Raw genomic sequence first — 25,490 nt, forward strand, 5'->3', positions numbered from 1 at the left:
CCCGTGGTGTAGCGGTTAACATGCCTGCCTGTCACGCAGGAGATCGCGGGTTCGATTCCCGTCGGGACCGCCATTTTAAGAAAACGTGCGGGTGTAGTTTAATGGTAAAACCTCAGCCTTCCAAGCTGATGTCGTGAGTTCGATTCTCATCACCCGCTCCAAATGAAGGGCCTATAGCTCAGCTGGTTAGAGCGCACGCCTGATAAGCGTGAGGTCGGTGGTTCGAGTCCACTTAGGCCCACCATATTCCACAGTAGCTCAGTGGTAGAGCTATCGGCTGTTAACCGATCGGTCGTAGGTTCGAGTCCTACCTGTGGAGCCATACTGGCCCGTTGGTCAAGCGGTTAAGACACCGCCCTTTCACGGCGGTAACACGGGTTCGAATCCCGTACGGGTCATCTTAAAAGCAGTTTGCATATGCAAACTGCTTTTTTTGTTTGGAAACAGAGTTTATTCTTTTGTCTAAACTCTATTTTTCGTTTTTCTATGATTTCCTCGCCCTAAATTGCATTTCTTATAGCACATCTATAAACGCTTGTTCTAAATTTCGAAAAAAAACCTACAATAGTAATAACGGCATACTGTTTGTACAAAAGGAGGGGAATGCGTGAAAAAAATTGTTTGGTGGTCCATCGGAGTTTTTCTTGTGTATGGAGCGTGTATTTGGGTGTATTTATTCTATATAAGCGATACCTCTATTCCACAATCATTAAAAGGCACCAGCGTAGACCCGGCTACGTTTATGAATGCACGAGAACTTATGTTAACCGAAAAATATTCAAAAATTAGAGATGCGCTCTTTTTTATCCGAATTCCATATGAGTGGCTAGGGTTTATTTTAATTTTAGTGTTAGGTGTGTCTAAGAAAGTTAATAAGTGGTCTAAAGACGTCAGCCGTTTCAGTCTTCTCCAAACTGCTATTTATGTATTTTGGTTATCCGTTCTGCTGCTGATCTATTCTTTTCCTATGGACTGGATTAGCTATAAGCTTTCAAAGGCTTACCATATTACGACGCAACCTTTCCAAGGATGGATGAAAGATCTTTTTACAGATTTTTGGGTGAACTATGCCACCATGTTTTTAGTGATTGCTGTGTTATATGCATTCATTCGTAAGTTTTCAAAAAGATGGTGGCTGTATGCGTGGCTAGTATCTATTCCATTTACGCTATTTTTGACGTTTATTCAACCAGTGGTTATCGATCCGTTATATAACGATTTTTATCCATTAAAGAATAAAGAGCTGGAGACGAAAATTTTACATTTAGCAGACGAAGCTCACATACCTGCTAAGCATGTATATGAAGTAAACATGTCTGAAAAAACGAACTCCCTTAATGCATATGTGACGGGAATAGGTTCTAATTCAAGAATTGTGTTATGGGATACTACTCTTAATAAATTAACGGAACGTGAAATTTTGTTTATCATGGCGCATGAAATGGGTCATTATGTAAAGAAACATATTTATGTGGGGATTGCTTCAGCATTAGTTTTATCGATCGTAGGCTTATGGCTAACGAAACATTTAGCTCGCTTTGTGATTAAGAGATGGGGGAAAGCATTAAAAATTACTTCTCTTAGTGATTTAAATTCTTTACCGCTTATTCTACTTATTTTTTCTATTCTTACATTTGCTGTGAGTCCGTTAACAAATATGCAGTCGCGTCATCATGAACTTCAATCTGACACGTACGCCATGGACCTAACAGGAGATAAGCAAGCTGCTATTAAAACGTTTCAGGACTTAACGAAATCAGGACTGTCTCAGGTAAATCCGCCGTATTTAGTGAAGATTTTTCGATATGGTCACCCAACAATACTGGAAAGAATTTCATTTGTTGAGAAGTATGAAAGAAATGAATAAGTGATATAAGAAAAAGTAAAGGATATATGAAGCCTTTTATACGTAGGTATTAATAGAAAAGCCTCCTTGCGAGTAGGAAAAAAATTCTAAAAGGAGGTTTCATTTTCGAAAGTACTGTTATATAATAACGTATGTAAAATAAAAACTGTTTTATAACAATAGGGAGGAATAGTTATTTGTGATTGAAAAGATAGCAGCCTAAATTCTCAGCGTATATTCACCTCAGCTAAGTCTTACTACATGTCCTTCAACTACTTACTTATTTCATCTACGTTCTTGCTAATATTATGGCAAGCTGCTAATTTACTTCATCATGAAACAGACATATTCTAACTGCTGCGTTTTATATTTTTATGAATATAGAATTTTAAATTCATTAGGGGGTATAAAGAATGAAAGACATTCGTGTAAAAAACCTTGAAGAGAACTGGAAAAGCGATGAGCGTTGGAAAGGAATTGAACGTCCATATTCTGCAGAAAAAGTCATTGGGCTAAGAGGGTCCATTGATATTGAACATACGCTTGCTAGAAGAGGAGCCGAAAAGTTCTGGAACTTATTAAAAACAGAGCCATACGTTCATGCCTTAGGAGCTTTAACAGGAAATCAAGCAGTACAACAGGTAAAAGCAGGGTTAAAAGCAATTTACTTAAGCGGGTGGCAAGTAGCTGCAGATGCAAATCTTTCAGGAAACATGTATCCTGATCAAAGTTTATACCCGGCAAACAGCGTGCCGCATGTTGTGAAACGAATCAATCAAGCGCTGCAGCGTGCCGATCAAATTCAGCATTTAGAAGGAGAAGGGAATATCGATTACTTTGCTCCAATTGTAGCAGATGCAGAAGCAGGGTTTGGAGGACAGTTAAACGTATTTGAACTCATGAAAGGAATGATTGAGTCGGGAGCATCTGCCGTACACTTTGAAGATCAATTATCCTCTGAGAAAAAGTGTGGTCATCTCGGCGGCAAGGTATTGCTTCCAACTCAAACCGCTGTGAAAAACTTGATTGCTGCTCGTTTAGCTGCTGATGTAATGGGTGTTCCAACACTTCTGATTGCTCGTACCGATGCTGATGCTGCTGATTTAATTACAAGTGATGTTGATCCTGTAGATCGCCAGTTTATTACAGGTGAACGCACTGCTGAAGGTTTTTATCGCACGAGAGCCGGAATCGATCAAGCTATTGCTCGCGGCTTAGCATATGCGCCATATGCGGATCTAGTATGGTGTGAGACGTCTGAACCAAACTTGGAACAAGCACAAAAATTTGCAGATGCTATTCATGAAAAATTCCCAGGTAAAATGCTTGCTTATAACTGTTCACCATCTTTCAACTGGAAGAAAAAATTAGATAAGAAAACGATTGAAAAATTCCAAAGAGAAATCGCAAAAATGGGCTACAAATTCCAATTCGTTACGCTTGCTGGCTTCCACGCTTTAAATCACAGCATGTTTGAGCTGGCACGAGGATATAAAACAAGAGGAATGGCAGCTTATTCAGAGTTACAAGAAAGAGAGTTTGCTAGTGAAATAAATGGATATACTGCTACAAGACATCAGCGTGAAGTAGGCACGGGTTATTTTGATGAAGTGGCGCAAGTAGTTTCTGGTGGGACTTCCTCTACAACAGCTTTAAAAGGTTCAACGGAAGAAGAGCAGTTTCAAGCCCATAAATAACAAAAAACCTATGAGTGGAACGGTTGGTTACTTCCACTCATAGGAAAAATCCTAACAAAAAAGATTCTTACAGATGTAAGAATCTTTTTTTATGTAGTAAACACGATTTAACAGACAGCTGTTCTTCCTGAGAAGAAAGGATCTGCCTGTTAAACGTACATATAAATCATTAACATGAATTAAGTTCTTAAAATATTAAGTAGATGTTTGAAGCAGGGATTGGTACTGGGCTGATAGCTCATAAAAAGCAATTTCATCACGTTGATCTAATGCCGTGTTAATGTTTGTTTCTAACAGTTCTTTTTGACGCTTAAAAAGCGATTCATCAATTACCATTTCGATATAAACATCCAACATACTCACAGTATCAATTACTTTTTTCTTGCGAGCGAGGGACTTCATCATTTCCGTGTACGATTTTTCATTGTTCATACCTCATCACCTCTGCACCCTTTTTATTATTATATAGATTAAAAGAAGAAAAAACAACTAATTTTCTAAATTTTTAGATTTTTATTTTTGGAAATGATAAAGTAAGAGGGAAACACTACTTTCGTTTTTATCGATTGACTATTTGATTTAAAAATGAATCCTTGGGGGCGAAGAAATTGAATGATTTAAAAAAGCGTACGGTAATGATAGAGGATTTGTATGAATTGAAGTCTGTTTATAATCCTCAGATTTCTCCAGATAGAAAAAGTGTAGTTTATACGGTTCGAGAAACGAAGAAAATAGAAAACGCGTATGAAACGCAGCTGTTTATGTTAGATCTTGAAACGAAAGAAACTAAGCAATTAACGTACTACAAAGGAAATAATCATTCTCCAGTATGGTCTCCTGATGGCAAGTGGATTGCTTTTTTATCCGATCGCAGTCAAGCCGTTCAGCTCTACCTATTAGCAGCGACAGGCGGGGAAGCAGAAGCACTCACAGATCTTGAAAAAGGCGTTAGTAATCCGGTGTGGTCTCCTTATAGTGACGAAATTATGTTTTCTACAAAAGTAGGAGAAAAAGCTGTAAGAGTTGAACAAAATCATGAACATCCCCAGCCGTATGAAGTGGAACGTTTACTTTACAAATCCGATGTTAGCGGTTATTTAAAAGGTGAATATACTCACGTTGCTGTCGTTAAACTTAAAAATAAAGAAGTGACGTTTTTAACGGATGGACCTTATCATCACTCTGTTGGGTGCTGGTCCCCTGATGCAAACTCAATTGTATTTTGCAGCAGCCGAGGAGAGAATCCGGATTTATCATTAACTATGGACGTGTTTATTTTGCATCGCGATACTAAAAAAGTAACATCTATTACAGCAGAAACAGGATATTTTCATCAAGTTTCGTGGTCACCGGATGGGTCATACATAGCATACATTGGAAATGAACGTACATATGGATCAGCTTCAATGAATGACATATACATTTATCAGATCTCTAACCAAAAAACAGCTTGTATCACTGCTGGCATAGACTTAGAAGTAGGAGATATGGTAGCAGGAGATTTTCACTTTGGCAGAACCGCAGCGGGAATTATGTGGGGCAGTAATGAAGAATTTTATTTTGTCGTAAGTGAAAAGGGGTCTGTAGGCATATATAAAGGAAATGTGAATGGAAAGTTAGACCCTGTATTTATGGATAATGCTCACGTATACGGGGTATCTGTTCTTCCAAATTGTGAGAAAGCTATCGTGGCAATCAGTACATTTACACATCCCGGAGATCTTTATTCTCTAAATTTAAAAACAGAGGAATTAGTGAAGCTGACAAACGTTAATGACTCATTTTTAAAGCATGTGCAGCTCACACAAGCAGAATCTTTTTACGCGACTTCTACGGACGGTATACATATCCACAGTTGGGTAGTAAAAGCTGCTGCCACAAACCATGGATCTCCAACCATTTTAGAAATCCACGGAGGTCCGCATCTTATGTATGGTCATACATTTATGCTTGAATTCCAAGTACTTGCATCAAAAGGGTTCAATATCCTCTTTTCTAATCCAAGAGGCGGCAGAGGATATGGTCAAGTATTTACAGATGCGGTTCGAGGGGATTACGGAGGCATGGATTATACGGATTTGATGGCAGTGACCGACGAAGCAGTTAAGCGCTACTCTTATATTAATGAAGATAAGCTTGGCGTAACAGGAGGAAGCTACGGAGGGTTTATGACAAACTGGATTGTAGGAAGTACAAATCGATTTAAAGCAGCGGTAACGCAACGGTCTATTTCAAATTGGACAAGTTTTTACGGCGTTAGTGATATTGGCTATTATTTTACCGAATGGGAATTAAAAGCTGATATTTATGAAAATCCGGAAAAACTTTGGAACCACTCGCCGCTTCGTTTAGCGGAGAACGTTAAAACACCGCTGTTAATCTTGCATAGCGAACAGGATTATAGATGTCCAATTGAACAAGCTGAACAGCTTTATGTGGCACTGAAAAGAAAAAATAAGGAAGTAGAATTTATTCGTTTTCCCCAGTCTAATCATGAACTTTCTAGAAGCGGTAAGCCTAATTTACGAACGGCAAGACTAAAATATTTAACAAGCTGGTTTAAACGTTATTTAAAACAGTCTCAGTAAAAAGTGCATGGCTGTTCAACCAAATATGTGTGCGTAAATAAAGGCTGTATGACAAACGTAAAAGGACAGGAAAGGTAAAACGCTGTAAAACTTTTGTTTGGTAAAGGAAAGTAGTACAATAAGTGAAAAGTAGCACAGTTGTTTAAATAAGGAGAACATTCGATGGATTTTGAAACATTAAAGCATTATTTGACATTAGACGGCGTCCTCGAGTTATTAAAACAATATCAATCATTTGGAATCATTCCAGGGCTGCTGTTTCCTATTTTAGAAGCGTTCATCCCCATCTTGCCGCTTTTTGCGTTTGTAATGGCCAATGCTGCCGCTTTTGGCTTATGGTTAGGTTTTTTAATTTCATGGGTTGGCAGCTGCGTTGGATCACTGCTTGTCTTTTTGATTTTTAGAAAATATGGACAGGCGAGGTTTTTACATTTCATCAGCCGGCATGCGCAAATTCGAAAGATTATGATTTGGGTAGAAAGACACGGGTTCGGACCGCTGTTTATTATGCTTTGTTTCCCTTTTACCCCGTCTTCGGCGATTAATGTAGTAGCAGGGCTATCACGTGTTAGTATGGCTCAGTTTATGCTTGCTGTATTAGCCGGTAAAATGGTGATGATATTTATGATGAGCTTTATTGGGGCCGATTTTGTTTCATTTGTGAAACAGCCTCTAAAAGCAGTACTTGTTTTAGTCATCATTTTTGTTCTATGGCTTGTTGGAAAACAAATTGAACGAAGATTAAATGAAAAATCTAAAGTGAAACAGTATGACAAATAGTTTGTTTATATATAACAAATAGTGATGGAAGACTGCTTTTTAATAGGCAGTCTTTTGTTATACATACAGCCAAAAGGGGTATTGTAAACTATAGAAAAACCTTTTCTTATAGGGATACAACAGCATTTTTGAAAGGATCTTAAAATTTTTCTTAAAGAAGTTATTTGTCTGTTTATTCGGTTGGCAGAACAATGCACATGCAGAGTATCTGTCCAGTAATGAACAAGTTTTTTGTTTATCAATTATGAAAAATATGCTAAAATAAAAGAAAAAACTGGGAATAAATTAGACGTCTATTCCTAGTTGCACCTAAGTAATGAACCCTTTGTTTTCTAGAGATATACATGTTTTTTCTCAACATGTATTATCACCTCATGTATTTCAAAACGTTTTCTTAAAAATTATATGAATGATTTTTGAGCTTGACTACTAAGATGTAAGTAGAGGGATCATTACTAGAAAAGCACCGAATGATCATTAAGACGTGCTTGGCGTCGTTTTGAGGAGGGGAATGCGCTACTAAGATTCAAGCGACTTGCTGATTAATCGTTGTTAGTAAGCATCTTATAGCGCGGGTGACATGAGATTAAAAGATAAAGTGGCAATTATTACGGGTGCAGCAAATGGATTAGGGTTCGAAGCTTCTCGAATATTCGCACAAGAGGGTGCAAAGGTCGCTATGGTTGACTACGATGCAAAAACGGGAGAAGAACGAGCAGCTCAGCTAAAAGAAGAAGGCGGAGATGTAGCATTTTTTCAAGTGAACGTAGCGGATCGAGACAGTGTAGATGCAATGGTAGAAGAAGTAGTGAAACGCTACTCTAAAATAGATATTTTAATTAACAATGCAGGTATCACCAGAGATGGAATGCTAACCAAATTATCAGTTGAAAATTTTCAAGCAGTAATCAACGTAAACCTTACAGGCGTTTTTCACTGTACACAAGCAGTGGTACCGCATATGATTGCTCAAGGTAAAGGGAAAATTATTAGCACATCTTCGGTATCTGGCGTATATGGAAATGTTGGTCAAACAAACTATGCGGCGACAAAGGCAGGCGTAGTAGGAATGACAAAAACATGGGCTAAAGAGTTGGGGCGAAAAGGAATTAATGTAAACGCTGTAGCTCCCGGGTTTATTGAGACGGATATGGTGAAGGCGATGCCAGACAAAATCATTGATCAAATGAAATCCACTATTCCTTTACAAAGATTAGGTCAGCCTTCTGACATTGGTTATGCGTATCTGTATTTAGCATCTGATGAATCCAACTATATTAACGGTACAACACTTCATGTAGATGGTGGAATCATGATGTAAAAGTAGAAAATAATTCGCTTTTCTAAAACTTTTCAGTGGTCTTTTGACTACTGAAAAGTTTTTTTGTTGCATCCAGCATTTCACATATCGGCAAAGTGGAATTTTGTCTGCAAGTTCAGTAAAATAATAAGGAGAGAGATAGAGAGATTTAGATGATTATCACTATAAAATTTTGACGACTGCGTCACGTGTTTACGTGGCGTTTATCCATTTTGTACTTAAACAAATGAAAACATAGAGAAAAAAATGAAGGGGTGAAAACGTGGGGCTACAGTTTTTATTAGGACGTTCAGGAAGCGGGAAAACGGAATATCTTTTAAATAGCATGCGCCAAGAGCTGTTAAATGCTCCGCTTGGGCATCCACTTATTTATATTGTACCTGAACAGATGACATTTCAGTCGGAGTATGCGCTTGTTCAAACACCTGGGTTAGAAGGCATGATGCGTGCTCAAGTTTATAGTTTTACACGTCTTGCATGGCGTATCCTGCAAGAAGTGGGAGGTATTAGCCGCTATCATGTGGATCAAACAGGTATTCATATGATGCTTAAAAAAATTATCGAACATCAAAAAGAAGAGCTTCGACTGTTTGCGAATTCTTCAGAACAAGCAGGGTTTATTGAAGAACTAGAAAAAATGGTTAAAGAATTTAAACAGTACACAGTAGATGCCCCGTCTCTCGAAGAGATGAAGAAAAAGCTTCAAGCAGAAGATGAGAAAGTCCTTGCTGATAAATTACATGATTTACATCTCATTTACGGAGAATTAGAAAAACAGCTGATGACGAAATATGTAGATGGAGAAGATTATTTGAAGCTGCTGAGTGAAAAAGTAGCATCTTCTGCCTACCTTGCTCAAGCAATGATTTATGTAGATGGATTTCATCACTATACTCCTCAAGAATTAACCGTATTAGTAGAGCTGATGAAAGTTTGTAGAGAAGTAAAAATAGCGGTGACTTCTGATTATTCATATCAAGATTTTATTCCAAATGACTTGCACTTGTTTCGATTAACGAGCGAAACGTACCAAGAACTAATGGGCCTGGCGGCTGAAAACGGGATAGAGATTCAAGAGCCAATCGTATTTAACGAACAAAAAAGGCATCAAAACAGTCCAGAGCTTGCCTATTTAGAACGATATTATGATGAACGGCCAACGCCGGAATTTCAGTCAGAGCCCGAGAACATTCAGCTGCTGCCGGCTGTTAGCCGAAGAGCAGAAGTTGAAGGGATTGCAAGAGAAGTGCTTTCACTTGTGCGCGATCGCGGCTATCGCTACCGTGATATCGCCTTGATTGTTAGAAATGCAGAAGACTACCATGACTTGCTTCAAACCATTTTTCGAGATTATGAAATTCCGTACTTTATTGACCAAAAGCGAGCGATGTTTCACCATCCACTCGTTGAATTTGTTCGCTCAGTCTTAGAGGTGGTAAGCGGGTCATGGCGATATGAAACCATCTTTCGAGCAGTGAAAACAGATCTTTTATTTCCTTTGTCATCTGATGTGCACCAGCTTCGCGAAGAGATGGATGAATTAGAAAATTATGTACTTGCTTACGGTATTCAAGGATCTAAGTGGACGAGCAAGGAACCATTTACCTACAGAAAATATCGTTCACTTGAAGACATGAACCTTGGGAAAACGGACGAAGAGCTTGCTTTTGAGCAAAAAATAAATGAATTAAAAAATATGATTGTTCCTCCTATTTATTCGCTTCAGCAAAAATTAAAACAAGGGAAAATAGGAAAAGAAAAAGCAGAAGCGCTCTATCGTTTTTTAACGAATTTAGATATTCCACAAAAGATAGAAGCGCTGCGCAATCGATGTGAAGAAGAAGGAAAGCTTCAAGAAGCAAGAGAGCACGAGCAGGTATGGAAAGCAATTCTTCACTTATTTGATCAGTTTGTTGAAATGATGGGAGAAGAGAAAGTATCGATTTCTTTGTTCGCAGATCTATTTGAGACAGGGCTTGACAGCATGCAGTTTGCACTTGTTCCGCCTGCGCTGGATCAAGTGGTTGTGGCAAGTTTTGAGCGTTCGCGTTTATCCGATATCAAAGCAAGCTTTGTGTTAGGTGTAAATGACGGTGTGATTCCAGCTAAACCAAAAAGCGATGGCCTGTTATCTGAGAAGGAGAGAGAGCAACTGCTTGAATCAGGTTTATTACTTGCGCCAACCGGAAGACAAAAGCTGTTTGACGAACAATTTCTCATTTATTTAGCACTTTCCAGCTCTTCGGAAAAACTTTATGTTTCGTATCCTCTTGCCAATGAGGAAGGGAAGACCCTGCTGCCTTCACTCGTTATTAATCGAGTAAAAGAGCTATTTCCGCTCCTGCAGGAAAAGCTGTTAATGACGGAACCTACAGATTTAGAAGAAGAAAAGCAAGTTGATTATATAACAAATCCTTTAACGAGCATCGCGCATTTAGCCAGCCAGCTGCAAGGATGGAAACGCCATTATCCGATGAGTTCCGCTTGGTGGGATGTGTATAATTTTTATGTGAAAAATCCAGATTGGAACTCATACAGTGAGAAAGTACTAAGCAGCTTATTTTATCAAAATGAAGCAAAACGGTTAACAAAGAAAACTAGTCAGCGTCTGTATGGAAAGCATATTCAAGCAAGCGTATCCAGAATGGAAAAATTTGAAGCCTGTCCATATGCGCATTTTGCTTCTCACGGGCTCAAGCTTAAAGAACGAAAAGTTTTCAAATTGGCGGCTCCTGACATAGGCGAGTTATTTCACGCGGCGTTGAAAATGATTTCAGACGAACTTCGCGGCGGTCAAAAAGAATGGAAGAACTTAACGAGAAAAGACTGTCAGCAGCTTTCTACGGCTGCGGTGCATGAACTTGCTCCGCGCTTGCAAAATGAGATTTTATTGAGCTCGAATCGCCACCACTATTTAACACATAAGCTGCAGCAAATTATTGAACGTGCGTCGTTTGTGTTAAGTGAGCACGCTAAGATGAGCGGCTTTGTTCCTGTTGGATTGGAGCTTGGATTTGGACCTAGCGCAGAGCTGCCTTCTATGCAGTTCACACTGCCAAATGGCCATACGATGGAACTCGTTGGCCGAATTGACAGGGTAGATAAAGCGGAAAGCTCAAAAGGACTTTTACTGCGTATTGTCGACTATAAATCAAGCGATAAAGCATTAAACTTAGTGGAAGTGTACTACGGTTTATCTCTTCAAATTTTAGCTTATTTAGACATAGTCGTGACGTATGCTGAACAGCTTCTTCATGATAATAGAGGAGCATTGCCTGCTGGCGTTCTTTATTTCCACGTTCATAACCCAATGATCAACAGTACTAAAGCATTACAGCCTGATCAAATTGAAGCTGAAATCTTCAAGAAGTTTAAAATGAAAGGACTGCTTGTAGGAGACGAGGAAGCAGTAAGGTTAATGGACGAAACGTTAGAATCAGGGCACTCACAGGTTATATCAGCTGGCATTAAAAAGACAGGGGGCTTTTATTCCAATTCTTCGGTTGCGAGCGAAGAAGATTTTACACATCTCCGTCAGTATGTGCGAGGTAAATTTGTGGAGGCAGGTACAGAGATTACAAATGGGAAAATTGATATTTCGCCTTATAAACTAAAAGATAAAACACCATGTGCGTTTTGTGAATACCGCTCAATTTGTCAGTTCGATGAATCAATGGAAAACAACGAATATCGTCAGCTTAGTACAGAGAGTCAAAGTGTTATTTTAGATAAAATTCGAGAGGAGGCCAAACGAGATGAGTGAAGATATACACGTAAAACCGGCCGACTCCCAGTGGACGGATGATCAGTGGAACGCCATTGTTTCATCCGGTCAAGATATATTAGTAGCCGCGGCGGCTGGCTCAGGAAAAACAGCGGTTTTAGTTGAACGTATTATTAAAAAGATTACGATGGGTGATGAGCCAATCGATGTTGATAGATTACTCGTTGCTACGTTCACAAATGCTTCTGCAGCCGAAATGAGAAATCGAATTGGAGAAGCATTGGAAAAAGAGTTAAAAAAGAATCCATCTTCTTTGCACTTGCGCAGACAGCTTAATTTATTAAACCGTGCGTCGATTTCTACGCTCCATTCTTTTTGTTTAGAAGTCATTCGAACGTATTATTATTTGATCGATGTAGACCCTGGTTTTCGGATTGCAGATGATACGGAAGCGGATCTTCTGCGTGAAGAAGTATTAGAAGAATTGTTTGAAGAACAGTACAGTATTGAACAGAACGAGCGATTCTTTGATTTAATTGATCGTTATACAAGTGACAGAAATGACTTAGATATTCAGCTTATGGTAAGAAAGCTGTATGACTTTGCAAGATCTAACCCTGACCCAAACGGCTGGCTTGAAATGATCGTGAGTCAATATGATGTGACAGAAGACTCTTCTATTGATTCACTTCCGTTTCTATCTTTTCTTCTACAAGAAGTAACAACGCAGCTGATGGGCATTGAGTCGATTTTAAAACAGGGCTTAGAGTTAACAAAGCTGCCAGGAGGGCCTGCTCCTCGCGCCGTTAATGCAGAGGAAGACCTGGCTCAAATTCATCGGCTGATCAGCGCTTCTAAGCATTCTTTTGCTGATTTGCATGAGGAAATGCAGAATTTGAATTTTACTCGTTTAAAGCCATGTAAAGGAGAAGCATACGACTCGCAGCTTTTAGATGATTTCGGAGAGCTTCGCAAAAAAGCTAAAACAAGTCTTGAAAAACTTCATGCTGATTTGTTTTCTAGGCCTTTGCACGGCTACATGGCTGATTTTGAGAAAATGAAGCCCGTTATTGAAACGCTAATCTTTTTAGTTCAGCGCTTCGGTGAACGATATGAACATATGAAAAAAGAGAAAGGGTTAGTGGACTTTTCTGATTTAGAACATTATTGCCTGCAAATCTTGAGTGTAAAAGAAGATGGAGTGCTTAAGCCTTCGTCCATTGCCCAAAAATATCGCACTCAGTTTGAAGAGGTGCTTGTTGACGAATATCAAGATACAAATATGGTTCAAGAAACACTGATTAAATTAGTGACGAGAGATAGTGAAGAACAAGGGAATTTATTTATGGTTGGAGATGTAAAACAATCCATTTACCGCTTTCGTTTAGCGGAGCCATTTTTGTTTTTAACAAAGTACAAGCGCTTTACACAAGATGGTCGCCAGTTCGGAAAACGTATCGATTTGAATAAAAACTTCCGCAGTCGTTCTCAAGTGCTTGATGCTACAAACTTTATTTTTAATCAGCTGATGGATGAAGAAGTAGGAGAAATTGCATATGACGATGATGCTTCTTTAAAATTAGGAGCATCGTATCCAAAAGTGGAAGGAATGGAAACGGAGCTTCTGCTCATTGCAAAAGAAAATGCAGAAGAAGGAGGGGAAGAAGAATCGGATTCTTCTCTCGTCGCTTTTTCAGAAGCAGAGCTTGAAACGGCTCAGTTAGAGGCAAGAGCAATGGCGCGTAAAATCAAAGAACTCGTTCAAAACCGCTTTCAAATATATGATCGCAAGCTCGATATCATGAGAAATGTGACGTATCGTGACTTTGTTATTTTGCTTCGTTCCATGCCTTGGGCTGCGCAGATTATGGATGAATTTAAGCAAGAAGGCGTGCCCATTTATGCCAATTTATCAACAGGTTATTTTGATGCTACTGAAGTGATGATTATGATGTCTTTATTAAAAGTAGTAGATAACCCGCATCAAGACATTCCGTTAGCTTCTGTTCTTCGCTCACCGGTAGTAGGGCTTTCAGATGAAGAGTTAGCTACACTGAGAGCAGAGCAAAAGAAAGGAACGTATTACGATGCGTTAAAAACGTACTTAGCGGTTTCAGATGATGAAGAACTTCGCGATAAAGTAAAGTATTTCTATGAGCAGTTAAAAGCATGGAGAACACAAGCTAGACAAAGCTCTTTGTCAGAACTGGTATGGCAAATTTACCGCGATACGGGTTTCTTTGAATTTGTTGGCGGACTTCCTGGCGGGAAACAGCGTCAAGCCAATTTACGTGCTCTTTACGATCGCGCTCGCCAGTACGAGGCAACTTCATTTAGAGGTCTGTTTCGATTTTTACGCTTTATTGAACGCATGCAGGACCGAGGCAACGATTTAGGAGCTGCTCGAGCACTGGGAGAACAAGAAGATGTGGTGCGTTTGATGACGATCCACAGCAGTAAAGGTCTTGAGTTTCCTGTTGTTTTTGTAGCTGGTCTTGCTCGCCAGTTTAACTTAATGGACTTGAATAAAGCATATTTACTCGATAAAGAACTAGGTTTTGGATCTAAATATATTGATCCAAAACTGCGTATTACGTACCCTACTCTTCTTCAGCAGACCATGAAGAAAAAAATGAAAAAAGAAAGCATGGCAGAGGAAATGCGGGTATTATACGTAGCTTTGACGCGTGCGAAAGAAAAACTTATTTTAGTTGGAACAGTAAAAGATGCACCAGAAAAGCTCAGACAATGGAGCTCCGTTATGGCACATGAAGATTGGACGCTTCCAGCTCACGTGAGAAGAGATGCAAAATGTTATTTAGACTGGATTGGACCTTCTTTAATTCGTCACCAAAATGTTAGTCATATGGTTGAAGGAGAGGTCCAGCCGGCTGAGATGATTCATCAGCATGCTTCAAGCTGGAAACTTTCAACGTTATTAGCAGGTGATTTAGCCGAACAGCCTCTTGAAGAGCAGCAGCATCATGAAGAGCTTTTAAACGCTCTTCAAAAGCATGAGCCAGTTTCAGAATCGAGCGATTATAAAGACGAAGTGTATAGACGCTTAAATTGGTCTTATGATTATCGTGTAGCTTCCGTTCATCGTTCGAAGCAATCTGTTTCTGAATTAAAAAGGCAGCAGCAGCTGACGGATGCAGGTGGAAGCGACGATCTCGTTCGGGGATCTAAAGCACCTCTTGAAAATCGTCCGCTGTTTCTTCAAGAGAAATCTCTCACAGGAGCTGAAAGAGGAACAGCTACACATGCCGTTATGCAGCAGCTTCCATTAAATAAAGCTTATACCCTTGAAATGGTTCAAGACTTTATTCAATCAATGGTTACCAAAGAATTATTGACGCAAGAACAAGCGGATGCTGTTGATGCAAATGATGTAGCAGACTTTCTAGACAGTGACATTGCACAAGGTATTCGAACGGCTCGCACGGTTTATAGAGAGATGCCTTTTAGTTTAGGTGTCTCCGCTAAAGAAATCTATGATCACTGGGAGCAGGAAGACGAAACAATTTTAGTGCAAGGTATTATTGATTGTTTGTATGAAACGGAAGAAGGCCTCGTTTTACTTGATTTTAAAACGGATAATATTTCGGATCGTTTTCAAGGGGATTTTGAACGAGCAAAACCATTTCTAATTGACAGATACCGCAGTCAGTTAGAGCTTTACGCAAAGGCCATTGAGCGGATTGTAAAACAACCTGTGCAGCATCGCTATCTGTACTTTTTAGATGGTGGACATGCTGTTGAAATATAAAAAAAGAAGAAGGCCCTAGTCTTCTTCTTTTTCAACAATAAGGAGAGAGTAACATGCGTTTATTACATACAGCGGATTGGCATTTGGGGCGAACGTTAGAAGGGCGAAGCCGTCTGGCTGAGCAAGCACAGTTTTTAGATGAACTGGCAGACATTGTGGAAGAAGAAAAGATAGATGCTATTCTCATGGCGGGAGATGCCTTTGATACGGTTAACCCTCCAGCAGCGGCAGAGCAGCTTTTTTACGAAAGTATGTCTAGGTTGAGCAACAATGGAAGACGTCCGATTATTGTTATTGCAGGTAATCATGATAACCCAGATCGGCTGTCGGCGGCTTCTCCATTAGCTGTTCATCAAAATATTACGCTTCTTGGTTTGCCTACTACCGATGTAGAAAGCATTCACATTCCTACATCAGATGAAATGTTAAAGGTTGCGGCTCTTCCTTACCCATCTGAATCAAGGTTAAAGGAACTGTTAGCAGAAGAAAATGATGAGCAGGTTCTTCGAAACTCATATGATGCCAGAGTAAAAGGTATTTTCGATAAAATGAGTGAGCAGTTCACAACAGATAGCGTTAATATTGCCATGAGTCATATTTACGTAGCAGGCGGAAGTTCAACGGACTCAGAACGTCCAATTGAAGTAGGAGGAGCTTATACGGTGGCGGCAACTAGTTTACCTGCTAATGCTCAATATGTAGCTCTAGGACATTTGCATCGCCCGCAAATGATCAATCGCGCCAGCACCCTTGCAAGATATTCCGGTTCACCTCTTGCCTATAGTTTTTCAGAGTCAGGATATGCAAAGTCCGTTACCATTTTAGACGCTAAGCCAGGAAAAGAGATTGAGATGACTGAAATTCCATTATCTAGTGGAAAGCCTTTGGCACGTTGGAAAGCGAAAAACGGATTGGCAGAAGTATATACGTGGCTTGATGAGCAAAAAGATACGCAGGCATGGGTTGATTTAGAAGTTCACGTAGAAGATGCACTTTCACTAGAAGAAATCCATCGCCTTCGCAAGCTTCATCCAGGCTTTATTCATATTCGTCCGGTATTCAAAGCAGAAGAACTAGCACTTGAAACACGTTCACAGCGCGAAGTGCCGATCGAAGAACTGTTTACAAAGTTCTACAGCAGGCAAACCGGCGGAGGGGCACCAGATACTGAATTAGTCAAACTGTTTTTAACCTTGATTAACGATGAAGAAGTATCGGGAAAGGAGGATGAAAAATGAAACCTATTAACTTGACCGTTTCGGGGCTTCACAGTTTTAGAGAAAAACAAACTGTCGATTTTGAAGCGCTGTGTTCAGGCGGTGTGTTTGGAATATTTGGTCCTACAGGAAGCGGGAAATCTTCCATTTTGGATGCCATTACACTAGCTTTATACGGAAAAGTAGAGCGTGCAGCCAATAATACACAAGGAATTTTAAATCACGGGGAAAATGAACTGAAAGTATCGTTTACGTTCGAGCTGGAAAACGCTAGTCATAAAAAACGCTATACTGTTGAACGAAGCTTTAAACGGACGGATGAGCTTCGTGTAAAATCAGCTTCAAGTCGATTGATTGAAATCGAAGATGAAACGTACGTATTAGCAGATAAAACAAATGATGTAAACCAGCAGGTACAGGAGCTTCTTGGTTTAACAATTGATGATTTTACAAGAGCTGTTGTATTACCGCAAGGAAAATTTGCGGAGTTTTTATCGTTAAAAGGAACGGAGCGGCGTCAAATGCTGCAGCGTCTTTTTAATCTCGAGCAGTACGGAGATCAGCTTAGTAAGAAAATACGCTATCAAGTTCAGCAGCTAAAGACAGACCTAGATAAAATCACGGCAGAACAAACGGGATTAGGTGAAGCTTCAACAGAGAAAGTAACGGAAGCGGAGCAGCTTGTAAGTGATAGCATTGTACTTTTGGAAAAACGAGAAAAAGAAGCGTCTGATTTGCAGGAAAGATACGATCAGCAGGCGTCTCTTTGGAAAGCGCAGCAGGAAAAAGCACTGATAGAAGAAAAACTAGTGCATGCTTCTAAGCAGGAAGAGGAGATTAGACAAAAGCAAGATGTGCTGACGAAAGCTCAGCAGGCAGAACGTCTTTTTCCCTATTTAGAAACATTTGAACAAGCTGAAAAACAGCAGAAGCTTTACGAAGATAAAGTAGAAAAATTAAAAGCACAAATTGTTCAAAAAAGTGAGGAATATAAGCGATCGAATAGTTTATATGAGCAGGCTCGCTTACAAAAAAATGAACAGCAGCCCAAATTAGTTGTTCAAAAAGAACAGCTTCAACAAGCATCTGATCTTCAAAAACAAATTAAAGAAGGACAGCAAGAAATAAAAGAAGGGGAAGTTTCTCTTCAGCAAAAGCAACAGGCACTTCAAGCGAAAAATGATGAATTAATGGAAGCAGATAAGCGGTATCAGCAAGGCTTGACTCTTCAAAAAGAGTTAAAAGAAGCATTAACAAAAGTGGAGATTCAACCTGATTATCGGCAGGCTGTTCAGCAAGCATTTTACCGTTATCAAGTATGGAATAACGATAAAAAAAACCTAGATGAAGGTCAAAAAACGTATAAAGAAAAAGCCGAACAGCTTAAGCATTTGCACACACAAAAACAAACACACCAAGAGAGATATCAGCAAGCAGTAGAACAAAGTAAAGGGTTATTTTCAGATATTCAAGGCTTGTATCACACTGTATGTGAGCGGGAAAAAGAATTTCAGCAGCTTTTTCAACAAGCAGATCGTTTAATGAGCGATCTAAAAAGACGCAAAGAAAAAGAATGGTCACGCCGTCTGGCTCATCAATTAGCTGAGCAGCTGACCCAAGGTGAGCCTTGTCCAGTTTGTGGCTCTGAGCATCACCCTAACCCCGTGTTACACCAACAAGAAGATGACATCACAACTGAATCAGCGGATCAGTTCGAAGATCAAGTTAATCAATTGCGTGAACAGCGATTTAGTTATTCGTCGCTCAAAATGCAGCTTGAACAGCTAGCTAAACCTCTTGTTGAAAAAATACCTGAGTTAGCTGAGTTTATGAACGAAGCTGGCGAAGTTCCTGCTTTAGGAGAAATGGATACAGATGCCTTTGGCCATTATGCTAAGAAAATAGAAGTTGAAATCAAATCTCTTGAGCAGGATTATTTGCAGGTAAGTGAAAAACAGCGAGCAATTCTCGGGCAGATACAAAAGGTCCAGCAAAGTCTTGAAAAGATTGAATTAGAGCTTGCTCATTATCAAAAAGAACAAGCTGAATTAGAAGGAAAAGTAAATCAGCAAAAACAGGCGCTACAAGCGGGAAAAGAAGCTTTTCAACAAGACTATTCTTCCTTTGTATTTGAAGAGATGGAAAAAATTAATGAAAGGCTGACTGAAAGAGAAAAAGAAGAGCAGACAATAAAGGCTCGAATTGAAAAAAGCAGCGTATTTTTTGAAAATCAGCAAAAGAAAATCGAACGTCTAAAAGAAGAGAAATATGCGGGTGAAAAAGAATTTACAGAATTAAAAGCAATGCTGTCTCATAAACAATCTCTTGTTCACTCGCAAATTGAACGCTTGCGTACGCTTACAGGTCAAGAAGATATTGAACAGGCGCTGCAAAAAACAGTTCTTTTACTTGCGGAGTTAGAGACGAATGAACAGCAGGCATATCAACATTGGCAGACTGTTCAAAAAGCGTATCAAACGCTGCAAATGGATGAAAAAGCAGCGAGCGAATCTCTAGAAACAGCTCATATGCAGTATAAAAAAGCAGCTGAAAAATGGGAAGAAGCTATAGGGAATTCTTTATTCAGCGAAGGAAAAGAAGTTCAGCAAGCTTTGTTATCACATGATGAGATGAAATTGTTGGATGAAACTGTTCAGGCTTATTGGGACAACATAAAACAGATGAAGTCATCAATTGAACAGTTAAATATCCAGCTGAATCACCAGTCCATAGAAGAGCAGCAATTTGAAGAAACTCAGCAGCTGCTTCATGATATAAAAGCGGCTGTGAAAGAAGCCGTTCAGCTCAAGGGAGCAGCTGAGCAAACGTTAAAAAGCGTCAAAGAACGACATGAGCGATTTTTAGTGCTTGAACAAGACCGTGAAGAAAAACAAGCCTTATTTGAACAGTATCAAAAGCTTCAAACAGTATTTAAAGGAAATGCTTTCGTGGAATACATTGCTGAAGAACAGCTGATGTCCGTTAGCCGAGATGCTTCAGAGCGTCTGGGTATATTAACACGTCAGCGCTATGCGATTGAAGTTGATTCCCAAGGCGGCTTTATTATGAGAGATGATGCAAATGGAGGCGTAAAACGTCCGGTTTCAACTTTATCTGGTGGAGAGACGTTTTTAACTTCGCTGGCTTTAGCCCTTTCATTATCTGCACAAATTCAGCTAAGAGGAGAATATCCACTGCAGTTTTTCTTTTTAGATGAAGGATTTGGAACGCTTGATGGAGAGCTTCTTGATACGGTTGTTACAGCGCTTGAAAAGCTTCAATCAAATAATTTATCAATTGGAGTCATCAGTCACGTTCAAGAACTTCGCGCTCGTCTGCCAAAACGTTTGATTGTTGAGCCATCCGAGCCTTCTGGCAAAGGAACTAGTGTAAGAGTAGAAACTTTATAGGGAAGGAAATCTATATGAAGAAAAAAGACAGGCGGATAGGAACATGCGAATTATGCGGAAGGCAGGATGTCTTGACGACCGTACATCATTTAACGCCAAAGGAAATGGGCGGAGCGTTTGAATCAACGGCAAACTTATGTATTCCGTGTCATAAGCAAATTCATGCATTATACACAAATGATGAATTAGCCATTCGTCTTAACACGATTTCTTTATTACAAGCTGATTCTAAAATTAGCTCTTTTATTAAATGGATTCGTAAACAGCCTTCTTCTAAATTACCTAAAACCAAGAAATCAAACAGCCGAAAATCCAAGTGAATAAAAAACCCCTTATCCGCTTTAGTAGCAAAGATAAGGGGTTTTTTTAAGCATTTGCTGCTATATTTTGATCGAATAAATCTGGATCTAACGTATTTGTTCCGGAAATGCCGTTATTTGTATTAACAAAGTTACCTGTATTTAAAGAACCAGAGCCTGACGCTGTTTTAGCAGCGCTTTTTGGAGAAACATAAAACGTATCTCCAAACGTTACGACACCGCCTCCGACGCTCGTGATACTAACGGGTCCAATTATTGCTGGCATGAGATTCACACCCTTTTTTCGTGATATTAATTTAGTATATGAGCCGCTTTTTAAAAGGTTCACTCACTGCTGCTAGCTTGTGAAGAAGCACTACTTGATGTTCCTGCTTCAGCTTCCTTTGAAGGTTCATCGTTGATCAGTTCGCGAATATGCTTAATGCGAGCTTCTGCATAAACATTGCACGTTGAGCCAACATGAATAACTGATGAGAATGAGCATCCCTTTATATCAATTCTGTTAACACGGATCAAAGGTATTTCATTCCATGTTTGAACAGGAATAGGTTCGTAATCGCCATGAGGAATAGGCTCATTAAAGATAGCGTAATCATCAAAGTTTCCTTCTCGACCGTAGAAAAACGGATACTGTCTCCGATCAGCTAAAGCTTTATTAAGTAGATGAATTTCTGTTGAATCTCCAATTTGGCAAAAGGAGCTCGCCGACAAGGAATTAATTTCTATATAATTAACAGAAGATGTGCGTGAAAGCATAGGTAAGCTCCTTTATGATAACGATAATGGAACATAAGGGCCGATAATCAAAGATTCAGCCGGCGTATCAAATGTTGAGGATAGAGAGATGTAATTGGCATCACCAATTAAAAAAAGAGAAGAAGAAGATACGCCTGTAATACTAACGTCTCCAACAAGCAATTCGCGGTTTACAACGTTAAAGTTCATGAAGGGGGTCCACCTTTCTTTAAAGATTCAGGTAAATACGTTAAAAATGCGTCAATTCCTTTTTTCATATCTTCATAAAGTTTACCGATAATTTGAGGTTTGATTTGTTCAAAATTTCGTTCCATTTCTTCCGGCTGAACTTGCTGTATATAAAAAGTAATCCGCTGCTGCAGCTGCTTTTTAATATCTTCTAAAATAAACTCGTAGTACGATTCATCAATCATCATCGAGCGCTCATCAAGCACATGTTGAACCATAGAAAATCCATATTGATTAAGTTCAGCTAAAATCGTTTCGTGGATATCAGAGACCCACTGTTTTTCTAGCTGGCGGTCCAATGGTTTTAAGCTAGGATTTTGCGGTCCAGGACCTCCGGGTTGTCCCGGCTGCTCACCTTGAGGCTGCTGCCCTTGCGAAAACGTTACTTCTGGTTTCTCATTGATAATGATATCTTCTAAATTATCAGGCGTAAGAGGATTTAATCCAATATTTAATGTTCCATCTAATGAATCAATTTTTAACTGTTCAAATTTATATTCAATTTTATCAATTTTAATAGGTGGCTGTTCACCTAACTCTTTTATTTTTTGCTGAAGTTCTTGTACGTTTTTTTCAAGCTGAGCAATGCGTCCTTCTTGCTGTTGAATATACGAAGACATTTGCTGAACATACTGATGTACTTGCTGAATATAGTTCATGTTATCCACCTTCAATCACCTCGATTCCCTTATCTTCTGATAAAGAAAATAGTTATATATATACATATGGTGATGAAGGTTGTAACATGTCAGTCGTTGTCTCGAGCTGGAGGAGTTAACGACTGTGAAAAAGGAGCTGGGGCAGTGCCTGCGCCGGTTCCGGGAGTAAAGGTAGAAGGAGAAACAGATCCAAGAATGCCTTTTTTTGTTTCAGTAGGTGCGGCGCCTGTAAATCCTCCTGTATTAAAGAGATTTGAGTTTGGTTTAATGACACCGACGCTTCCAATTTGAAGTACCGAAGAGTTACTTACAGCACTGATTTTCATACTTTGAATACAGATACTTTGATTCACATAAAAGTTCATAAGCATCCTCCTGTATGAGCTTCATTTCTATTATAGATTTCCAGCGACATTTTGATCATTTACGTCATTGTCTGACGTATTGGTTGAGCTCTGCTGATTCACAACATATAATCCGTCACCTGTATTAAACGAACCTGCGCCAGCAAATGTTTTAGCAGTGGAAATAGGGGCTATTGTATAAACATCTCCAATATGAAAGACGCTGGCTGAACCAACACTGTTAAGATTAACAACACCAACAATGGCAGGCATAGGCAAACACCCTTTTAATTTAGTCTAGTAACAGCATATGAAGCCTAGACAAAAAGGTGATTAATGCTTTTTCTTTATCTATATGCCGAGAGTAAGCAAAACATTAAAGAGAGGAATGGAAATAGTAAACATTGAAGAAAAACTTTTGCGTTCGATATAATGTGAAAGCAATAATGAAATAATGTAAGGTGTGAAAGAATGAAACGTTTCAAAATGAACGCAGCTGATAAAGAACAGCGTATTGAGGCAGCGGATGTATTAAAAGGAATCGCGCTTATTGGTATTTTGCTCATGAACATGCCGAATTTTTATTCACCTGCTTCCTATTACGACCATAATTTGTTGGACGGTTCAAGAATGAATTATGTTGCTAATGGATTAGTTGATGTAGTTGTAGGGCAGACAGGCTACGCGCTGCTCGCTATTTTGTTTGGATTTGGTTTTATGAAAATGTTCCAGCGTACATACGAAAGGCAAGTAAGCTTTACTCCTTTTTATGTACGAAGAATCACGGCTTTGCTTCTCATTGGGGCTATTCATGCTTTATTTATTTGGCACGGTGATATGATTGTGATGTACAGCTTCTTTGCTTTGATCATGCTATTTTTTCAAGAAGCAAAGAAAGAAGTGTTATTAGCGTGGGGAACCGGAATATTTAGCATTTATGCTGTGATTATGATTGTTATTTTAACAGCAGCGGCTTTGGTTAATGAAGGAGATACAGCAGCGGGAATTCACCAGCCTATTATTGACCAAGCGCTTCAAGCATATGGACACGGAAGTTTTGCGTCAATCTTTCATCAGCGCTTGCTTGATTGGTACTACGCGTATAATTTAAATACGGTTCCTTTTCTGTTTTTATCGCTATTTCCACTGTTTTTATTAGGCGGTTTTATGGCAAAAAGCGAGTGGTTCGAAGAAATAGAAAAATATATAGTGGAGACAAAGTGGCTTTGTCTTATTTCATTCATCGTGTATGCAGCATCATCTGTATTGCCGTATGTTTTAGATCACAATGTAGCGACATCTTATATTCACGATACAATCGGAGGAACGGCAGGAGCAATTTTTATTGTAACGTTGGTCACATTAGCTATGCGAAGTGTATCTATTCAAAAAGTCATGCAGCCATTTGCCTTTTTGGGGAGAATGATTTTAACTAATTATATTGTCCAGTCCATTGTATGTACATTTCTTTTTTACTCATATGGGTTAGGATACTATGGACATATTTCAATTGTAGAAGGCTTGGCTATTGCGGGGATTATCATTTTTGTTCAACTGCTGGGAAGCTGGATATGGATGAGCCTATTTTCAGATGGACCCCTTGAAAAACTCATTCGGTATGCTACTTATGGACGCAGCCGCTAAAAATCCTTTTCCTTCCTTATATCATTGGTGAAGGAAAGGTTTTCATGATATGATATTTTCAGAAAGGACGTGAGATAAATGGCTCCACTACATATTCATGTAACGCTTTGGACATTATTAATTATCTCGTTTGTGGTTTCGTTGATTTTACATCGAGCAGGTAAAGCTAAAGGTCAAAAAATCCTACATATGGTGGCGAGACTCCTATACTTATTAGTATTAGTATCAGGTCTGCATATGTTAGCAGCTTGGTACCATTTTCAAGGCGCAGCGCTCATTAAAGGGATTGCAGGCGTGTTAGTGCTTGTGGGAATGGAAATGGTACTTGTTCGTACTGAAAAAAGAAAGCGTACAGGCGTTGCTTGGGCAGTTCTTGTAATTGCGCTTATCTTAGTATTCTATTACGGATATGTCGTACTAGGATAAGAAAAAAGCTATCTTGGATAAGATAGCTTTTTTCTTTTGCTTTAATCTAAAAAAAGATTCATTGAACGTTCTCCATCATTAACGGTATATTCAAATCGATCTAGGTGATGCGTGCCTCGTTCGAATAAATGCTGAACGGCACAAATTTTTTCCTCATTGTCATAAATGATAAAATTAGCACCTTTTGTATCACCGTCTGTCGGTAAAAAACATAATGTGTTGTGACAGTAAATACAATCATAAAGAGAGAATTTTAATGAATTTAAGTGCTGAGTGAATGATAAAAAGGTCTCTTTCGGTAGTGATTGAAGAAGCTGTTCGTATGCATAAGGTAGCTTTTTAGACAGTCTTAGCTTATCCCCATTTCGCAATAAATACGTTCCATCGTGAAGCTTTATTTGACGGTCATCAACCATAATGGCTTTTTCCCAGCGTGTATCAATAAGAAGTTCTAATGTATCATCCATTACTTCATGGAGCATGGAAGCTTCGTCACTTTCATCTTCAAAGAAAATCCACTGTGAATCAACACATTCAACCGTACCAATCACGAAGGAACGCGGCTGATTGTTCAGAGCTTGTTGTTTAGAATAATGATTCATAATCAAACCTCCGTGTGAAATTTATCCATATTTTTTTATTGCCTAAAAAAGCTCTCTTTATAACTCGAAAGTGAAAATAAAATATAAGGACAATTCAACTGTAACTATTGCGTGCATACAATGGCATTATTTCATTCATAAACAAGAGCGTGAAAGAAA

General features: G+C 39.1%; 20 protein-coding genes and 4 tRNA genes. 16 read left to right on the top strand and 8 right to left on the bottom strand.

Translation table 11 applies throughout. The features are described 5' to 3' along the window. The first annotated feature begins 87 nt into the window (after positions 1 to 87). The 6 genes from ACFX4N_RS17080 to aceA all read left to right on the top strand — a co-directional run bounded on the left by ACFX4N_RS17080 (position 88) and on the right by aceA (position 3,543). Positions 88 to 161, top strand: a tRNA-Gly gene (locus tag ACFX4N_RS17080). Positions 162 to 167: 6 nt separating this feature from the next. Next, a tRNA-Ile gene (locus ACFX4N_RS17085) sits at positions 168 to 244 on the top strand. A 3-nt stretch (positions 245 to 247) separates the two neighbouring features. Further along, positions 248 to 322: transfer RNA gene (locus ACFX4N_RS17090), tRNA-Asn, on the top strand. 4 nt (positions 323 to 326) lie between these two features. Then, positions 327 to 398 (top strand) — tRNA-Glu (locus ACFX4N_RS17095). A gap of 209 nt (positions 399 to 607) precedes the next feature. Next, complete coding sequence (locus ACFX4N_RS17100; protein ID WP_057274270.1) at positions 608 to 1,867, top strand: M48 family metallopeptidase; 1,260 nt, start codon at positions 608 to 610, stop codon at positions 1,865 to 1,867. 392 nt (positions 1,868 to 2,259) lie between these two features. Beyond that, on the top strand, positions 2,260 to 3,543 hold the full coding sequence (gene aceA, locus ACFX4N_RS17105; protein WP_013055343.1) for an isocitrate lyase: 1,284 nt from the start codon (positions 2,260 to 2,262) through the stop codon (positions 3,541 to 3,543). A gap of 195 nt (positions 3,544 to 3,738) precedes the next feature. Here aceA and ACFX4N_RS17110 read toward each other — a convergent pair whose 3' ends face one another. After that, a complete protein-coding gene (locus tag ACFX4N_RS17110) occupies positions 3,739 to 3,975 on the bottom strand; it encodes an IDEAL domain-containing protein (protein WP_013055344.1) in 237 nt (78 codons plus the stop codon). Positions 3,976 to 4,151: 176 nt separating this feature from the next. Here ACFX4N_RS17110 and ACFX4N_RS17115 point away from each other — a divergent pair, with 176 nt between their 5' ends. The 8 genes from ACFX4N_RS17115 (at position 4,152) to ACFX4N_RS17150 (ending at position 20,672) form a co-directional block, all read left to right on the top strand. Next, positions 4,152 to 6,131 (top strand): S9 family peptidase, encoded by a 1,980-nt coding sequence (locus ACFX4N_RS17115; protein WP_192100491.1) that lies wholly within the window; start codon positions 4,152 to 4,154, stop codon positions 6,129 to 6,131. Positions 6,132 to 6,293: 162 nt separating this feature from the next. Next, positions 6,294 to 6,911, top strand: a complete 618-nt coding sequence (locus ACFX4N_RS17120) for a TVP38/TMEM64 family protein (protein WP_013055346.1) — start codon at positions 6,294 to 6,296, stop codon at positions 6,909 to 6,911. A 580-nt stretch (positions 6,912 to 7,491) separates the two neighbouring features. Next, on the top strand, positions 7,492 to 8,232 hold the full coding sequence (gene fabG, locus ACFX4N_RS17125) for a 3-oxoacyl-ACP reductase FabG (RefSeq protein WP_013055347.1): 741 nt from the start codon (positions 7,492 to 7,494) through the stop codon (positions 8,230 to 8,232). A 262-nt stretch (positions 8,233 to 8,494) separates the two neighbouring features. Next, positions 8,495 to 11,995 (top strand): helicase-exonuclease AddAB subunit AddB, encoded by a 3,501-nt coding sequence (gene addB / locus ACFX4N_RS17130; RefSeq protein WP_377261854.1) that lies wholly within the window; start codon positions 8,495 to 8,497, stop codon positions 11,993 to 11,995. After that, positions 11,988 to 15,725 carry a helicase-exonuclease AddAB subunit AddA gene (addA, locus tag ACFX4N_RS17135; RefSeq protein WP_098278221.1) on the top strand — a complete coding sequence of 1,246 codons (3,738 nt, stop codon included), beginning with the start codon at positions 11,988 to 11,990 and terminating at the stop codon, positions 15,723 to 15,725. The genes addB and addA overlap by 8 nt, the downstream gene beginning before the upstream one ends. A gap of 53 nt (positions 15,726 to 15,778) precedes the next feature. Next, the gene (locus tag ACFX4N_RS17140; RefSeq protein WP_063670531.1) at positions 15,779 to 16,963 is read left to right on the top strand and encodes an exonuclease SbcCD subunit D; all 1,185 of its coding nucleotides are present in this window, start codon (positions 15,779 to 15,781) and stop codon (positions 16,961 to 16,963) included. Further along, on the top strand, positions 16,960 to 20,352 hold the full coding sequence (locus ACFX4N_RS17145) for an AAA family ATPase (RefSeq protein WP_192100493.1): 3,393 nt from the start codon (positions 16,960 to 16,962) through the stop codon (positions 20,350 to 20,352). Before ACFX4N_RS17140 ends, ACFX4N_RS17145 begins: the two co-directional genes overlap by 4 nt. 14 nt (positions 20,353 to 20,366) lie before the next feature. After that, positions 20,367 to 20,672, top strand: a complete 306-nt coding sequence (locus ACFX4N_RS17150; RefSeq protein ID WP_192100494.1) for an HNH endonuclease — start codon at positions 20,367 to 20,369, stop codon at positions 20,670 to 20,672. Positions 20,673 to 20,718: 46 nt separating this feature from the next. Here the strand turns inward: ACFX4N_RS17150 and ACFX4N_RS17155 are convergent, their stop codons facing one another. The 6 genes from ACFX4N_RS17155 to ACFX4N_RS17180 form a co-directional block, all read right to left on the bottom strand. Then, positions 20,719 to 20,937 (bottom strand): spore germination protein, encoded by a 219-nt coding sequence (locus ACFX4N_RS17155; protein ID WP_013055353.1) that lies wholly within the window; start codon positions 20,935 to 20,937, stop codon positions 20,719 to 20,721. Positions 20,938 to 20,996: 59 nt separating this feature from the next. Further along, complete coding sequence (locus ACFX4N_RS17160) at positions 20,997 to 21,428, bottom strand: spore germination protein GerPE (RefSeq protein ID WP_013055354.1); 432 nt, start codon at positions 21,426 to 21,428, stop codon at positions 20,997 to 20,999. A gap of 12 nt (positions 21,429 to 21,440) precedes the next feature. Continuing rightward, positions 21,441 to 21,617: a hypothetical protein gene (locus tag ACFX4N_RS17165; RefSeq protein WP_013055355.1), complete on the bottom strand. Its 177-nt coding sequence runs from the start codon at positions 21,615 to 21,617 to the stop codon at positions 21,441 to 21,443. After that, positions 21,614 to 22,315, bottom strand: a complete 702-nt coding sequence (gerPC, locus tag ACFX4N_RS17170; RefSeq protein ID WP_029324684.1) for a spore germination protein GerPC — start codon at positions 22,313 to 22,315, stop codon at positions 21,614 to 21,616. The genes ACFX4N_RS17165 and gerPC overlap by 4 nt, the downstream gene beginning before the upstream one ends. Before the next feature lie 89 nt (positions 22,316 to 22,404). Continuing rightward, complete coding sequence (locus tag ACFX4N_RS17175) at positions 22,405 to 22,680, bottom strand: spore germination protein GerPB (RefSeq protein ID WP_029324687.1); 276 nt, start codon at positions 22,678 to 22,680, stop codon at positions 22,405 to 22,407. A 30-nt stretch (positions 22,681 to 22,710) separates the two neighbouring features. Then, positions 22,711 to 22,932: a spore germination protein gene (locus ACFX4N_RS17180; protein WP_013055358.1), complete on the bottom strand. Its 222-nt coding sequence runs from the start codon at positions 22,930 to 22,932 to the stop codon at positions 22,711 to 22,713. 198 nt (positions 22,933 to 23,130) lie between these two features. Here ACFX4N_RS17180 and ACFX4N_RS17185 point away from each other — a divergent pair, with 198 nt between their 5' ends. Together ACFX4N_RS17185 and ACFX4N_RS17190 are read left to right on the top strand one after the other, a co-directional pair. Next, on the top strand, positions 23,131 to 24,303 hold the full coding sequence (locus ACFX4N_RS17185) for a DUF418 domain-containing protein (RefSeq protein WP_377261858.1): 1,173 nt from the start codon (positions 23,131 to 23,133) through the stop codon (positions 24,301 to 24,303). 78 nt (positions 24,304 to 24,381) lie between these two features. Further along, positions 24,382 to 24,729 (top strand): DUF1516 family protein, encoded by a 348-nt coding sequence (locus tag ACFX4N_RS17190; RefSeq protein ID WP_013055360.1) that lies wholly within the window; start codon positions 24,382 to 24,384, stop codon positions 24,727 to 24,729. Positions 24,730 to 24,770: 41 nt separating this feature from the next. Here the strand turns inward: ACFX4N_RS17190 and ACFX4N_RS17195 are convergent, their stop codons facing one another. Next, positions 24,771 to 25,331: a DUF2777 domain-containing protein gene (locus ACFX4N_RS17195; protein ID WP_098448901.1), complete on the bottom strand. Its 561-nt coding sequence runs from the start codon at positions 25,329 to 25,331 to the stop codon at positions 24,771 to 24,773. Between the last annotated feature and the right edge of the window lie 159 nt (positions 25,332 to 25,490).

This window comes from Priestia sp. YIM B13551 (assembly GCF_042787905.1).
Lineage (GTDB): Bacteria > Bacillota > Bacilli > Bacillales > Bacillaceae_H > Priestia.